We start from the raw sequence: 14,399 nt of genomic DNA on the forward strand, positions 1-14,399 counted from the left end.
TCCGTTCTCAGGCTGCTTTGACTTTTTGTTCCAGATGCGGCCAGACCTCTTGCATCCAGCGTGCGGCAAAGGCGGGTGACTTGTGCCCTGTATCTTCTGTTTCCTGAGCGTTTGCGCAGGCATATTCGTTTTTCGTCAACATCCCTTTGGTGATCGTGTCTTCGGGTTGGCGGATCAATTCTATTCCAGCCGATGCGCTGACGTCTTCCAAAGCCGACCATAATCGGTCACGCCATTGAACTGTTCCGTGAATTGCGCCGGGATAGTGATGCAACACACGCTGCTTTTTGCGCAAATCAACCACGCCTTCCGTTGTCAGGGGGCCCGGCACAAAAAGAACGCGGTCCCCTTCCCGCGCAAAGGCTTGCGCCATGCGGAACGCCCGTGTCTCCACCACGAATTCCTCGGCAGACGTCTGCAACACGCGGCGGCTTGGCAGATCTCCGTGGGTGTGGGCCCAATCCAAAAGCGGACCAAAGAAGTCGGTCATGCGCAAACGTGCGCCATAAAACACCAACGTATCAAAATCACCCGGCGCAATACGGTCGCGGCCTTTGGCATTGATGGTTGTCGCCATGTCTTTGGCAGTGCCCGTCGCACACATAGCGCCATCTGACAAATAGATGTCACGAAACGCAGGCCCAGTGGCGCCCCAAAATTCTACATCCATACCGTTCGGGACGTTTGTCAGACCTTCCTTCAATGCGCTTTGCAGACACCCCAACTGGCTGTCGCCAATAAAACAAAGGCGTGTGACGTCAGGCTGCAAAGGCATTCAAAAGCTCCTCTTCGCATTTGATGTCATCCGTGGATGCCGCAACAGGCACCGCGCGGGCCATAGGGGTGGCATGGGCAGCACCAAACACACGCGCCTGATCTGCAAAAAAGTGTTTCATCACCGTCGCCACGCCTTCGGGTTCCACCGACCGCATGTTGGGCGCAAAGAACATACCGCGGAAAATAGGATGCGTGATAATTTCATAAGACGGGAAATAGTCCACGTGCTGCATGTCATCCGCCACCATTCCTGCCACGCCGCGCAATACAGATTTGGAATATTGGGTGGCTGTCAGAACGTGTTTACCAGACGCCGTGGCCGTCAAAGGCACGGGCGAGACCGTCAACAACACCTTTAAACGCTTGTTCTTGCGCCGCAGCAGTTTCATGGCATCCGATAAGGCCGAAAACGCCATACGCGTATTGGTGTTTACGAACTTATGGCGGGTGTCATCAAAGGTGCCTGCCACGGTGCCGGGGCAAATGGCATATTCGATGCCGGTTTCGATGTTTTGCCATTTTTCGGTCAGGCCAAGAGTGAACACAAATACGTCGGCCTCTTCGACGGCGCGGCGCAAAGCCGCAAAAGTAATGCTGCGCGATGCAAGGGCTTCGTCAATGCTTTCAAAGCCCTCTGGTTCGATGGCAGGACGCAAAGGGTCAAAAAACCGCCCGTTGCGTTCCCATATTTCCGTCGGATTTTCGCGCATCCCATACGCCAGTTGCAACCACTGCAACAGCATTGCGGGGGTGTAGATGTTGCCGGTGCGAAAACTGAACACACCGTAGCCGGCATCGCGCCCTTTTTGACCATGCATATAGGGCGGCGCCGGTTCACAGTCGTGCCAGCTGTATCCCCGATCTGCCAAGGCACGCCCGATGTGCTGCGCAAAGCACGAGCCAGCCGTCACGATTTTGTGCTTGGGCTTGATCGCAAACTTTGGCGTCCACAAACCGGTCAACCCATGGGCGCCCGGTTCTGCAACTGCGGTTTTCCAATAGGCTTCGCTGCCCAAATTCTCATAGGGATTTGTCACGTATCGCCTGCCTTTGCTCAATCTTTGGCGACTTTTGGCGTCACCTTAAGACGAAGTTAACGGCAGCGGAGCAATCCACGCAAGACTTACCAGATTGTTCACGCAACAACGCAACAACGGTGTGGCGAAACTGCCCGACCTTGTTATCAGGCGGCGGGACGCACCGCAGAAAATGCAGGGCTTTCAACAACCCCCAAGTCAAACAACTTGGATATTTCACGATCCGGCAACCCCACAATATCGCCAAGAATTTCTTCGGTGTGCATCCCCAACGCCGGAGCAGGTTGCGCAGCTTGACGCCGCATTTGTGAATACTGCACCGGACTTTGCGGGACAGGAAACGTGCCAAGTCCGGGTTGTTGAAGCATGTCGAACATCGGGTTTTCGGTGCTAAGATCGGGATCATATGCCAAAGCCTGCCGCGTTGTGCGGAACTCTGACCACGTCAACCCTGCTGCGTTGAAATCTTCGGCGAACTCCGCAACCCTGCGGGCGGCGAACCAAGGCTTCAAGATCGCTGTGATGTCATCGCGCAGCGACCAGCGTGTTCCTTCATCCATCAGATTGGCCCCGTGCCGTGTTGACAGATCTTGCATCTGGGCTTGCGTTCCCGTGGCCTTCACGATCCCGCGCCACTGACGGTCAGTCAGTCCGATAATCATCACCCGCTTGCCATCCGCGCAGACAAAATCCTGTCCATACGCCCCGTAAAGCGCATTGCCTGCTTTGCCCCGTTCATCGGCGTTCACCACAGCGTCACCGATCATACCGAGATGCCCAAGCGTCGCCGCTGCAACGTCTTTCAATGCCAGTTCCACGTCTTGGCCAACACCATGCCGCAGGCGGTGCCGTTCAGCCGCCAACAATGAAGACACACACAAGTTGCCAGCGATCAAATCCCACGCAGGCAAAGCATTGGCCACCGGATCGGCGCTGCCTTGTGGCCCTGTGATGTGCGGGATGCCCAACGCAGGGTTCACAGTGTAGTCCACTTGCGGTCGGCCATGGCGATCGCCGGTCAGCGTCACCATGATCAGGTCTTTGCGATACTGACTTAGCGTTTCATGATCCATCCAACCGCGCACACGAAGATTGGTCAGAAACAACCCCGCGTCTTCGCCGGGGGCGGTGATGATCTGGGTAATCAACTCGCGTCCGCGTTCTGACCTCATATCGACAGCAATGGATTTTTTGCCCTTGTTCATTCCCGCCCAGAACAGGCTTTGGCCCGAAGGGGCGACAGGCAACCGTCCCGCATCCAACCCACCGCCAATACGATCGAACCGGATCACTTCAGCCCCCATTTGCGCCAGTGTCATTCCCGCCAAAGGCACAGCCACAAAGGCGGACCCTTCGACAACGCGCATACCGTTCAAAATGCCGCTCATACCGTGCCCTCCCAGATTGCTGTTGCTTGCATGCACTGATGCCCGCCAGTGCCTGTCACCATGGACAGCGTTTCGGGATCATCTTGGGTTGCCATGATCTCTAGCGTTTCTCCTGCGAACATCGGATGCACGCCGCGAAAGTCGAAGTGGTGCGGCATACGTCCTTTGTGCGCGGTGGCCGTTTGCATGAGCAACGTCGCTTGCAACGGCCCATGCACAACCAGCCCGGGGTAATGTTCGACGTTCAGCGTATAAGGCAGATCGTAATGGATGCGGTGCGCGTTGAAGGTCACGGCGGAATATCGCATCAACAACGTCTCGGATGTGCTGCGCGTGGTGTGCACATCGGAACTGGACGGCATGGCCCGCTTCTTTGGCGGTGTGTAGCTGTCCGGAATAGCCAGATAGACAATGTCTTGTCGTTCACTGATCGCCAAACCGCTTTCACCGTAAATGGCGTGATCAACAGTGACAAAAACCATCGGTCCGGCCGCGCCGGCTTTTTCCAAAACCGACCGGATTGAGGATCGCTTTTCCAAGCGCTCACCCACCCGCAGCGGTGCGCCAAATTGCAAAGCACCACCAGCCCACATCCGGCGATCCAGACGCACAGGCGGTAAAAACCCACCTAAGTACGGATGCCCGTCGGCCCCCAATTCGGACATCGGGGTTGCGGGCGGAAAGGCGCACCAGTGCCACAACGCTGGCAAAACATCGCCTTGTACGGGGGCTGCATCGCGTGGATTGCCGAGGGTGGCATGAAGTTGTGCGGCAAGCTGTTCCGAAACACCCCCTCTTTGGGTATCTGTGCGGCCTTCCCATGCGGTCAAATTCACCTGATCCATACTTTGCCTCCTTCTGGGTACCCCTTCTGATGGACCAAGTTGTGCAAATTAATCAAGCAATATTAATGACTTAACTGAATACCACAGTATACCGGACTGCATTTATGCATGTGCAGCAATCGCGCGACAGACTGATACAAAAAGGATATTTCGTCTTGTTTTTGCACATGCAGCATTCCCGCAAATGGCGAAAGAATCTGGGCATACAACCGCATACGACGATAATTTGAGCTGAAAAGACCCCTAAAGCGCCAATAACGCCGGAATGTCAGCCCCTGCAATGGCCTCGTGATGCGCGTTGATTTTGTCCAGTGGCCAGTCCCACCACGCCAGCGTCAGCAGGCGTTCCACAACATCCGCTTCGAAGCGCAGCTTTATCACTTGGCCGGGGTTTCCAACCACAACGGCATAGTCGGGAACATCACCGCCAACCACAGCCCCAGCTCCCACAATGACACCGTTGCCCAAGTGTGCCCCTGGCAACAGGGTGCATCCGTCCCCCAACCAGCAATCATGGCCCACGACAGTATCGCGTTTCTGCACAAAACCGTCGCGGTAGCGACCGATGGTGTCGGCGTTGAAAATCGGAAATGGAAAAGTGGACGCACCATCCATCGCATGGTTCGCTCCATGTGTGATGAAACGCGTGCCATGGGCGATCTGACAAAACTTGCCGATGCGCAAACGGTCTTTGGCGCCTTCGAACAGATAGGGGGCCAATCGTGCCGCATATCCACTTGGGTCCGGCAGTGGATCGAAGGTGCTGAAATACGTATAGTCACCAACGTCGATGTTGGAATGGGTCAATGCATTGCGCAAAAATACCGTGCCCGGCCAAGGTGTGCCATCAGGTAGCGTGACAGGATAAAGCGTGTCTGAATCAGGTAGCATGTTGGCTCCGGTGTTAGGTCATGCCTGTTTAGCATCCGCCCCCAGACGCAACAGCCCCCATCCCGCCAAGACCAAACAACCCGCACAAATAACGGTACGAATTTGGTTAAAGACCTGCCATCTTAGCGAATAATCGGTCCATATCTGCGCTGCGGCCTCAATATCGACGGTATGAGGCACCAAAGCCAGCGCTTCGTTCATCGGCACATTCTGGCTCATGGTCAAAATCATTCCCCCTGCGACGTAGAGCCCCCCTGCCCCCGCAAATATCCACGCCACGTCGCGGTACCCTGCCCGCCATGCCAAAAACGCTGTGAGCGCAGCATAGAAAGGTGTTCCAAAGAAGGTCACAGCAAAAACTTCGTTGCGCACAGACGCATTCATACCCTGCATTGCAGTGATGGCGACGTTTGGGTCAATTTGATCCAGCCCCCACATGGTTGAACACACCCAAGCGTAGAAGAACCCGAAAACTGCGCCAAAGGACAAAAGGGAAAGAAGTGCGGAAAACCGAAGAAGCATATTGTGAACCTTTTTGAAGCCTTACATGTGATACGCAAGCAATGGCGTGTTCCGTCGTTGAAAAATGTTGCCAAACTTCACGTGGTGCCGGACGCAATGCCTATGCTACCTTTAAACCACGTCAACGCTTGTATTGGATAAACCCATGCCACGGCCCGAATTGTCGCCCAACACCTTTGGTGCTATTCTTGGTTTGCTGGCCTTTGCAGTCTTTTCCACACATGACCTGATCATCAAACAATTGGGTGGAGTCTATTCGGTCTTTCAGATCGTCTTTTTCACCGCCCTGTTCAGCTTTCCCATCATCACACTGGTATTGATGCGGGATCATAAGGCCAGCACCTTGCAACCGCGGCACCCCTACTGGATGGGGCTGCGGTGCATCAGCGGGGCGGCATCTGGGTTATGTGCGTTTTACGCCATCACGCAATTGCCCTTGTCACAGGTCTATGCGTTCATCTTTGCGGCACCCCTGATTATCACCTTGCTGGCGATCCCGATATTGGGTGAAGTTGTAAGACTGCGGCGGGGGTTGGCGATTGGCGTCGGCATGATTGGCGTTTTGATCGTATTGCAGCCCGGTGCCAGCCCGCTTGAGGCCGGACACATCGCAGCGCTGGTTGCAGCCTTTGCAGGGGCCATGGTGTCCATCATCACCCGCAAGATTGGCAAGGACGAACGCGGTGTCGTCATGATCTTGTACCCTATGATGACCAACTTGATACTGACGGCAATGGTTCTGCCTTTTGTCTATGTACAAGTGCCGTTGCACGACATGGGGTTACTGGCTTTGGATTCGTTTCTGGTGCTGATCGCAATGGCGCTGCTGGTGGCGGCTTACACCCGTGCAGATGCGATGGTCGTGGCCCCTATGCAATATTCGCAAATGATTTGGGCAACCTTGTTCGGGATCTTTCTGTTTCAGGAATATCCCACGTGGTCGACCTATCTGGGGACAGTAGTGATTGCGCTTTCGGGCTTTTACATCCTGCGCCGCGAAGCCACCAGCGATGTGTCCAGCACGACGCCTGTGTCCAAGACCCGCACCCGCATCGGGCATGTGGCATCTCTGCGCGTCGGACATGTTCTGCGGCGCAACAGAACCAAAGGCATGGACTGAAAAAGGCCGCCCCGGTGTATGGGGCGGCCTTTTGTGTTTGGTGCCTCAGTGAGAGGGAGTGGGTTCTCGCGCATCTGATGATACGCTGCCACCCACCAATTGTCCGGGCTGACGCCCGCACAATTTACTCAGTGATTTTGGACACAACGCCGGCGCCGACTGTGCGGCCGCCTTCGCGGATCGCGAAGCGCAGGCCTTGCTCCATCGCGATTGGCGCGATCAGCTCAACGTCGAACTTCAGGTTGTCGCCCGGCATAACCATTTCCGTGCCTTCTGGCAGCGCAACTGTGCCCGTCACATCCGTTGTACGGAAGTAGAACTGTGGGCGGTAGTTGGCGAAGAATGGCGTGTGACGGCCACCTTCTTCTTTGGTCAGGATGTAGGCTTCGGCCTCGAACTTGGTGTGTGGCTTCACGGAACCCGGCTTGCAAAGAACCTGGCCGCGCTCAACACCTTCACGGTCAACGCCGCGCAACAATGCGCCGATGTTGTCGCCCGCTTCACCACGATCAAGCAGCTTGCGGAACATTTCAACGCCTGTGCAGGTTGTCTTCGTTGTGTCACGAATGCCAACGATTTCAATCTCTTCGCCCACGTTGATCACGCCGCGCTCAACACGACCTGTCACAACTGTACCACGACCGGAGATCGAGAACACGTCTTCAACAGGCATCAGGAACGGCTGGTCAACCGCACGCTCAGGCGTTGGGATGTATTCGTCAACCGCAGCCATCAGGGCTTTGATCGCGTTTTCGCCGATTGCTTCGTCACGGCCTTCCATGGCTGCCAGAGCGGAACCAGGGATCACTGGAATGTCGTCGCCTGGGTACTCGTAAGAGGACAACAGCTCACGGATTTCCATTTCAACCAGCTCAAGCAGCTCGTCATCGTCGACCTGATCCACTTTGTTCATGAAAACAACCATGTGCGGGATGCCAACCTGGCGGCCCAACAAGATGTGCTCACGTGTTTGTGGCATCGGGCCGTCAGCCGCGTTCACAACCAAGATCGCGCCGTCCATTTGCGCGGCACCGGTGATCATGTTTTTGACGTAGTCGGCGTGGCCGGGGCAGTCGACGTGCGCGTAGTGGCGTGTCTCTGTCTCGTATTCAACGTGCGCGGTCGAGATCGTGATCCCACGCGCTTTTTCTTCGGGCGCGCCGTCAATCTGGTCATACGCCTGGAAGTCACCAAAGTACTTGGTGATCGCCGCTGTCAGCGTCGTTTTGCCGTGGTCAACGTGGCCGATTGTGCCGATGTTGACGTGCGGCTTATTGCGTTCAAACTTTTCCTTAGCCATGGGAGGCGCCCTTTTCTTTCATGGGGCCGCAGATCGACCCGGTGTTCATCTCGGGCGCGATTTATTGGCTTTGGTTAGAAAAATCAAGCACCAGTTCGCTTGACGCCTCACAAAGAAGCGATTTGATCAAACGTCGTCTTTGAACCAGCCTTGTTCGTCGCGTTGTTGCACCAGATACCGTTCAATCGACTTTGCGGCGTTTTGGCTTAGGTTTTTCAGCTGCTCTTGCGCGGATAATGTGTATCCTGACCCAACAAGTGTGCCACTGCCAAAGCTTTCCAGAACCGTAATCTGTTTTGGTTCATCGTTCAGTTTTTTGCCGGCGGCATCATCCCAAACCGTGACATTGATGATCAGAATCGATTTGGGCGACAATACCAATGGCACACCGGGTTGGGCCAACACATACCCTTCGACGCTGACGCCGAAGTGGTAGCGCTTGGAGCCTTCATAGCGGTCAAAGCGTTCGGCAATTGCAGCTTGTAGTGTCGTGGTCAGCTGCTCTTCCGATGCTTTGCGGCTCAGAGGCCCTTTGTAGGCTTTCGGCGCGACAACAATGTTGTGCACAAGGTTGAAATTGCCCAAAGGCACAGGCGCATCTTTCAAGTCAGAGGCCCCGTTGCAAGCCGCCAAAGATACGGCCATCACGACCATGAGCATCCAACGCATGTCACTTCTCCTAATGTGTCTTGGATAGGGTTATCCGACCCCCGTCGGTGGTGCAATCAAACCGTCGCAGATGGCCGCTGACCTGCGGCACATTTGCCCTTTTGCGTCATCGTCGTGCGTTAATTTCAGGTTTTGGACCCTTTTGTGGCCTTGCCTGTCTTGGAATGGCCGTCGCAAATGCTGCGCAATGCTTTCCAATCGTCTTCGTTGATCACAGAGGTGGTATTGCTCTGCATTTCCGCAAAAGACGCCGCCAGATCGCTGCGCGACCCCGAACTGGGATGGCTGGACAAATAGGTAGGCAAATCCGGGCCACCCTTGGTCGATTCTTCCAGTGTCCGGAAGAATGTGGCCATGCCGGCGGTGCTGACACCCGCGCGTCCCAGCATTTCACGCGCATAGACATCGGCCTGTGTTTCGGCTTCGCGGGTATAGGACGCGTCCAGCACCCATTGCGTCATCGCCAAGGCAATGCCACCCCCGGTGAAATCACCAACAACCATCGACAAAAGCCCGGCTGATCCTGCCGCACGCAACGCACCGCGTGTGGGGTCCCGGCTTTCGACATGCGCGATTTCGTGGCCCAGCACCGCTGCCACCTCATCCGCGCTTTTGGCTTTGTCGATCAACCCTTTCATGATGACGATTTGTCCGCCGGGGGCAGCAAAAGCGTTGACCATGTCATTGTTCATAACAGCTATGTTCAGATCGTAATCTGTGGGTGTATTTTCGGTCAGCCGCGCCACCATTTGCGCCAAAGCTGCATCCCCTTTGGGTGAGCTACACATAAGCTGCCCGGCCTCGCGCCCGCCGAACACACGTTCCATGTTGCGCACGATCGTCTTGCCATAGGCCACTTCACGTTCAATCGGGATCAAATTGGCAAAAGTGTTCGCCATGGCCGGCAAAATTACAAATATCATCAAAACAAAGGCCGCGACCGCCATGCCAAGGCGCGTCACAACCTTAAAACCGGTGCCTCGGGCGACATCACGTTTGTCCAAAAGCGGGCAAACAGCCCGGACGTCATGGATCAAGGCAGCCCCCACCAAGGTGAGGCGCACGTTGTCTATCAGACTACTGTCATCTGAGTGATCCGCGACGAGCGTCACAATAAGCTGGTCATCTCGGGCTTGGTCCGGCAAGGCCCGCAGCTGATCAAACGGCCAGTCCAGTTGCCCCGGCACTGGCCCGTTTTGCAATTCAGGATGAGACAGACGCAAAACGCCTGTCTCAACCAATGTCACCTCAACGGTCAGGCGTTGGCCAGTTTCACCATCGTAGTACCGGCCAACTTCTGCCATTAGATTGCACCACCAATATCAAGCGCATCCGCAAAGCCCTCGGCGTCTGCACCAAGATCTGCACTGCGCTGTTGAATTGCATCCAGATGTTCGGCGCCATGCACCTGAATACCGTCTACAAGGTGCGCAATGATGGGCTGTGTGATCAGCACCAAAGACAGACCGCCAATCCCTAACAAAAAGCCGATATATGCCACCGCGACCAAAATGCTGGTCACGACGATACCAATCATATCCGGCTCGCCTCCAAAGCCTGCGCCTGATGTCGCAACGGCGAATGCACCTGCACCGACCGCACCAACCACGAACAAAACGATGGCGGACAACGCCCCGATGATCAGCGATCCCACAACGACAGTGGTTACAACGGTGCCTGTTTTCGCCTCGGAAAAGAAACCGATCTTGTCGTCCAGAACCTTGTGACCTGTCAGGTAGTTGAAAGCGTAAACACGGTAGTAGACGGCACCAATAATCAGCCAGACATACCCCACGATTCCACAGATCATAGCCAATGCAATGGACTGCAAAACAACACCAATCACGCCGCCCAAAATCAGAATGGCAAGTCCGATGAAGACGTGCTTCATACCGGCGTAAAGGTCAGTCCATTTGCCATCTTGTTCCAGACGCGCGTCCCCGTACCAAGACCGGTCCGCCATGAATTTCTCAAGGTAGAACGTCTGGCGCGGCAACATAATGCCAAGGGTGATAATGGTCAGAAGATAATGACCGATGGCCCGCCACACATAGCCCCAAGCCGCACTTTCCATGCCAAAGCGGATTCCACGCCACCGTGTACGTGCCATCTTGTAGCGTCGTGCACGGTATTGCGCGAACAGCAACAGAGGGAAAACAGCGAACAAGGTGATGTAAACAGCCGCAATCTGGCGCAAAACCTCGGTTGAGGACGCCCGTTCAGGGTCTACAAAGATGTTCAATCCTGCAAAAAACAGAACCATCTGCACGATGCCCAAATAGATCGCCAAAATGACGATCGCGACCAAAAAGCCCAAGAATTTTTCAAGGCCCGTGCCGGTGTATTCAAAGCTGTCTTCATTGGCACTGGTCGCGGACCAGATGTATTTGCGGATGCGGGTTTTGGCCCAGAACCGGTAAATGCCCAGCGTGACCATCGTCAGCAATGCCGTTTTGATATACAGCCAGAACAATGGCTGACCTTGGCCGTGATACCGGCCATGAATTTGCGCACTCATACGTTTTCCCTCGATCTGCCCGATGCTTATGCACGGGTCGTTAGTATTTCTAAACTGCCACGCGTTTTGATAGAATTCAAATACATGATGCCAAAAGATCAAGGAACGCGGGGTCCGGTTTACCTGACTTGCAAGACTGGATTTCACGATTTCGCAAGCGTGCTTTCCAGGGTTCGTGTCAGTTGAAGCGGTTGTCGCGCGGGAAACCGCGTGGCGCCATACGGCCTGCCGATGCCCGTTTGCCAGTCCATTCGCCAAGATCGGTTTCGGTCCGCGTGCGCCCGGCCGGATCCAGCCAGCTTAACCCTTCTGCACGGTTGAACGTCGTTGCATCCGACAGCCCCCCGTCTTTGTATTTTTGCAAGCGTACACCTTTGCCGCGCCCCATTTCGGGAAGCTCGTCCAAACCGAACACCAACACTTTGCGGTTTTCGCCAACCACAGCCACGCTATCGCCCGATATGGGTTTGCAAATCAGTGCCCGAGACGGGCTGCGCACATTCAGTACCTGTTTGCCAGAGCGGGTTTGCGCCACCACGTCGTCTTCCGGCACCACAAAACCGTCGCCCGCGCTGGACGCCACCAAAAGCTTGCGCCCCGGTTTGTGGATCATGATGTCGAGAATTTCCGCCTCGTTGGGTAAATCCACCATCAGGCGCAACGGCTCGCCCATGCCCCGCCCGCCCGGTAAGTTGGCTGCAGACAAGGTGTAGAACCGCCCGTTCGCCCCAAACACCAGCAAACGGTCAGTCGTTTCGGCATGGAAGATAAAGCGCGGACCGTCGCCGTCTTTGAACTTTAGTTCGCGTTCCAGATCAATGTGGCCCGTCATGGCCCGCACCCATCCCATTTGTGAACAGACAACCGTAATCGGCTCGCGGTCTATCATGGCTTCCAACGGAACTTCGGCCACTTCGCCCGCTTCGGCAAAGCTGGTGCGACGCAAGCCGATGTTCTTGCCGTCAATTTCGAAACCCTTGCCAAATTGCTTTTTGGTTTCTTTCAACTGGTCGGCGATCGACGACCATTGCAAGCCTTCATCGCCAAGCAAATCCTCAAGGCCGGCGCGTTCTTCCATCAAAGCGGCCTGTTCACGCAGCAATTCAAGCTCTTCAAGGCGACGCAAGCTGCGCAAGCGCATGTTCAAAATCGCGTCGGCTTGCACGTCGCTTAATTCGCCGTCGCTTGGGCCGGGCGACACATAGTCTGCCTCGTCCATCGCGCGCACATGCGTTTTGCCCCAGTCCTCGCGCATCAAAGCCGCTTTGGGTTCATTGTCATAGCGAATGATATCGATCACACGGTCAAGATTCAAAAAGGCAACGATAAAGCCTTCCAAAACCTCCAAACGGTGGTCGATTTTTTCCATCCGATGTGTCGACCGACGCTGCAATACTTCGCGGCGATGGTCCAGAAAGGCGCGCAGCACTTCCTTCATGGAACAGACCTTTGGGGTCAGCCCGTCAATCAACACGTTCATGTTGAGCGAAAAGCGCACCTCAAGATCGGAACTGCGGTACATCATCCCCATCAAAACATCGGGATCGACATTTTTGGACCGCGGCTCAAGCACAAGGCGAATATCATCCGCAGATTCGTCGCGCACATCGCCCAAAATCGGGACCTTTTTGGTCTGGATCAGCTCTGCGATTTTTTCTATCAGCTTCGATTTTTGAACCTGATAGGGGATTTCCGTGACGACAATCTGCCACTGGCCCCGCCCCAGATCCTCGACTTCGTAGCGGCACCGCAAGCGGAAGCCGCCTTTGCCCGTTCGGTAAGCCGTCGCGATGTTCTCGGGCGGCTCGACGATGATGCCGCCAGTTGGAAAATCGGGGCCCGGTACAAAGTTCAGCAGTGTATCGTCGCGCGCGTCTGGCGTTTTGATCAAATGCAAGCAGGCGTCGCATAGTTCTGAAATGTTGTGCGGCGGAATATTGGTGGCCATGCCCACAGCGATACCGGATGACCCGTTGGCCAACAGGTTCGGGAACTGTGCTGGTAAAACAGTAGGTTCTGTTAACGTGCCGTCATAGTTTTCGCGGAAATCCACGGCGTTTTCGTTCAAACCGTCCAACATCATTTCGGCCACAGCCGTCATGCGTGCTTCGGTATAACGGGATGCGGCCGGGTTATCGCCGTCGATATTGCCAAAGTTGCCTTGGCCGTCGACCAAAGGATAGCGCACGTTGAAGTCCTGCGCCAAACGCGCCATCGCGTCATAAATCGCAGCGTCACCATGCGGGTGATAGTTGCCCATAACGTCGCCGGAAATTTTGGCAGACTTCCGAAAGCCGCCCGTGGACGAAAGGCGCAATTCCCGCATCGCGTACAGGATACGGCGATGCACAGGTTTCAATCCGTCGCGCGCGTCCGGCAAAGCGCGGTGCATAATCGTCGACAACGCATATGTCAGGTAGCGATCCCCAAGCGCACGGCGCAATGGTTCGCTTAAATCTTTGCTTGGGCTGTCGGTTACATCATTCATGCCACGATGTTTACGCGGGCGCTGCGAAGCGGACAAGCGGACTTTGCCCCCTTTGCGCAGGCTTTTGCGGCTCTGGTCGATTTGGCGTTGCAACAAAGACACGCGCTGTGCGTCGGGGAAACTTTCTAACCGCTTCCCCGATGAAGATTTTTTCAAATTGTGGTAGAAGATTCGGAACCGCACGCTGCCAGTGCGCGTTAGTTTTGTGATTTGTGGGGGATCACTGGTATGACCAAATTTATCTTGTTGAGCTTTGCGTTTATGGGCGTTGTTTTTTACGAACTCAGCGGCGGCAAAGACTTTGATCCTGAAGCATTACGCATCAGCCGTATGGACCCTGTAACAGAACAGGCATTGCCGAAAGTGCGTGTGGCCGAAGCAACGCAAGACACTGCCCCTGCGCCACAACAACCCGTTGACACAGCAAGCTCGGCAGTCGTGACACGGGCATCTTTTGATCTGAACACTTTGGACACCGCAGAAAAACTGGCAGCCGTTCAATCCGAGGGACGCACGACCGCCGTGCAGCCGGTCCAAGAAGAGCAGACCCTGATTTTACCAAGTCTCGTCACACAGGCCAAAGTCGAAACTGAAGCCGTTGTCGTCGACAACACGGCACCTGTGATCGCTGCAGATATTCGTGCCGTCACCGGAAACCGCGTCAACATGCGGGGCGGGCCGGGGACGAACTTTGACGTTGTCGGCAAATTGACGCGCGGCCAAGAGGTGGAAATCCTGTCTGATCCCGGCACGGGCTGGGTCAAGCTGCGCCCCATGGATGGTGGTTCGGTTGGCTGGATGGCTGACTTCTTGTTGACGGAAAGCTGATGGACCTATGCCTTTT

General features: G+C 55.3%; 13 protein-coding genes. 2 read left to right on the forward strand and 11 right to left on the reverse strand.

Annotated features, from left to right (window positions below; all coding sequences use genetic code 11):
• Positions 1 to 7: 7 nt before the first annotated feature.
• The 6 genes from ASD8599_RS16130 to ASD8599_RS16155 form a co-directional block, all read right to left on the reverse strand.
• Entirely contained in the window at positions 8 to 775 is a 768-nt protein-coding gene (locus ASD8599_RS16130) for a hypothetical protein (RefSeq protein ID WP_108829480.1), read from the reverse strand.
• Positions 759 to 1,814 (reverse strand): GSCFA domain-containing protein, encoded by a 1,056-nt coding sequence (locus ASD8599_RS16135; protein ID WP_108829481.1) that lies wholly within the window; start codon positions 1,812 to 1,814, stop codon positions 759 to 761. Before ASD8599_RS16135 ends, ASD8599_RS16130 begins: the two co-directional genes overlap by 17 nt.
• A 146-nt stretch (positions 1,815 to 1,960) precedes the next feature.
• The gene (locus tag ASD8599_RS16140; RefSeq protein ID WP_108829482.1) at positions 1,961 to 3,202 is read right to left on the reverse strand and encodes a CoA transferase; all 1,242 of its coding nucleotides are present in this window, start codon (positions 3,200 to 3,202) and stop codon (positions 1,961 to 1,963) included.
• A complete protein-coding gene (locus tag ASD8599_RS16145; RefSeq protein WP_108829483.1) occupies positions 3,199 to 4,047 on the reverse strand; it encodes an HTD2 family dehydratase in 849 nt (282 codons plus the stop codon). The genes ASD8599_RS16140 and ASD8599_RS16145 overlap by 4 nt, the downstream gene beginning before the upstream one ends.
• Before the next feature lie 243 nt (positions 4,048 to 4,290).
• Positions 4,291 to 4,938, reverse strand: coding sequence for a CatB-related O-acetyltransferase (locus ASD8599_RS16150; protein ID WP_108829484.1), 648 nt, complete (start codon positions 4,936 to 4,938; stop codon positions 4,291 to 4,293).
• 18 nt (positions 4,939 to 4,956) lie between these two features.
• Positions 4,957 to 5,460, reverse strand: a complete 504-nt coding sequence (locus ASD8599_RS16155; RefSeq protein WP_108829485.1) for an anthrone oxygenase family protein — start codon at positions 5,458 to 5,460, stop codon at positions 4,957 to 4,959.
• 145 nt (positions 5,461 to 5,605) lie between these two features.
• Between ASD8599_RS16155 and ASD8599_RS16160 the strand changes: the two genes are divergently transcribed.
• Entirely contained in the window at positions 5,606 to 6,580 is a 975-nt protein-coding gene (locus ASD8599_RS16160) for a DMT family transporter (protein ID WP_245926071.1), read from the forward strand.
• 124 nt (positions 6,581 to 6,704) lie between these two features.
• Here ASD8599_RS16160 and tuf read toward each other — a convergent pair whose 3' ends face one another.
• The 5 genes from tuf to ASD8599_RS16185 all read right to left on the reverse strand — a co-directional run bounded on the left by tuf (position 6,705) and on the right by ASD8599_RS16185 (position 13,555).
• A complete protein-coding gene (gene tuf, locus ASD8599_RS16165) occupies positions 6,705 to 7,880 on the reverse strand; it encodes an elongation factor Tu (protein ID WP_108829459.1) in 1,176 nt (391 codons plus the stop codon).
• Between the two features lie 126 nt (positions 7,881 to 8,006).
• Positions 8,007 to 8,549: a hypothetical protein gene (locus ASD8599_RS16170; protein ID WP_181364519.1), complete on the reverse strand. Its 543-nt coding sequence runs from the start codon at positions 8,547 to 8,549 to the stop codon at positions 8,007 to 8,009.
• Positions 8,550 to 8,674: 125 nt separating this feature from the next.
• On the reverse strand, positions 8,675 to 9,853 hold the full coding sequence (locus tag ASD8599_RS16175) for a M48 family metallopeptidase (protein ID WP_108829486.1): 1,179 nt from the start codon (positions 9,851 to 9,853) through the stop codon (positions 8,675 to 8,677).
• Positions 9,853 to 11,067, reverse strand: a complete 1,215-nt coding sequence (locus tag ASD8599_RS16180) for a YjgN family protein (RefSeq protein WP_108829487.1) — start codon at positions 11,065 to 11,067, stop codon at positions 9,853 to 9,855. The genes ASD8599_RS16175 and ASD8599_RS16180 overlap by 1 nt, the downstream gene beginning before the upstream one ends.
• 178 nt (positions 11,068 to 11,245) lie before the next feature.
• The gene (locus ASD8599_RS16185; protein ID WP_108830237.1) at positions 11,246 to 13,555 is read right to left on the reverse strand and encodes a DNA topoisomerase IV subunit A; all 2,310 of its coding nucleotides are present in this window, start codon (positions 13,553 to 13,555) and stop codon (positions 11,246 to 11,248) included.
• A 228-nt stretch (positions 13,556 to 13,783) separates the two neighbouring features.
• On the opposite strand from ASD8599_RS16185, the gene ASD8599_RS16190 reads away from it, so the two are divergent.
• Positions 13,784 to 14,383, forward strand: a complete 600-nt coding sequence (locus ASD8599_RS16190; protein WP_108829488.1) for an SH3 domain-containing protein — start codon at positions 13,784 to 13,786, stop codon at positions 14,381 to 14,383.
• Positions 14,384 to 14,399: the final 16 nt, after the last annotated feature.

Origin of the sequence: Ascidiaceihabitans donghaensis, from assembly GCF_900302465.1 — a bacterium.
GTDB lineage: Bacteria > Pseudomonadota > Alphaproteobacteria > Rhodobacterales > Rhodobacteraceae > Ascidiaceihabitans > Ascidiaceihabitans donghaensis.

Bases quoted from the DNA above. Each gene is read 5' to 3' on its own strand.
- ASD8599_RS16130 (WP_108829480.1), bottom strand. From the start codon at position 775: ATGCCTTTGCAGCCTGACGTCACACGCCTTTGTTTTATTGGCGACAGC.
- ASD8599_RS16140 (WP_108829482.1), bottom strand. From the start codon at position 3,202: ATGAGCGGCATTTTGAACGGTATGCGCGTTGTCGAAGGGTCCGCCTTT.
- ASD8599_RS16145 (WP_108829483.1), bottom strand. From the start codon at position 4,047: ATGGATCAGGTGAATTTGACCGCATGGGAAGGCCGCACAGATACCCAA.
- ASD8599_RS16150 (WP_108829484.1), bottom strand. From the start codon at position 4,938: ATGCTACCTGATTCAGACACGCTTTATCCTGTCACGCTACCTGATGGC.
- ASD8599_RS16155 (WP_108829485.1), bottom strand. From the start codon at position 5,460: ATGCTTCTTCGGTTTTCCGCACTTCTTTCCCTTTTGTCCTTTGGCGCA.
- ASD8599_RS16160 (WP_245926071.1), top strand. From the start codon at position 5,606: ATGCCACGGCCCGAATTGTCGCCCAACACCTTTGGTGCTATTCTTGGT.
- tuf (WP_108829459.1), bottom strand. From the start codon at position 7,880: ATGGCTAAGGAAAAGTTTGAACGCAATAAGCCGCACGTCAACATCGGC.
- ASD8599_RS16170 (WP_181364519.1), bottom strand. From the start codon at position 8,549: ATGCGTTGGATGCTCATGGTCGTGATGGCCGTATCTTTGGCGGCTTGC.
- ASD8599_RS16175 (WP_108829486.1), bottom strand. From the start codon at position 9,853: ATGGCAGAAGTTGGCCGGTACTACGATGGTGAAACTGGCCAACGCCTG.
- ASD8599_RS16180 (WP_108829487.1), bottom strand. From the start codon at position 11,067: ATGAGTGCGCAAATTCATGGCCGGTATCACGGCCAAGGTCAGCCATTG.
- ASD8599_RS16185 (WP_108830237.1), bottom strand. From the start codon at position 13,555: ATGAATGATGTAACCGACAGCCCAAGCAAAGATTTAAGCGAACCATTG.
- ASD8599_RS16190 (WP_108829488.1), top strand. From the start codon at position 13,784: ATGACCAAATTTATCTTGTTGAGCTTTGCGTTTATGGGCGTTGTTTTT.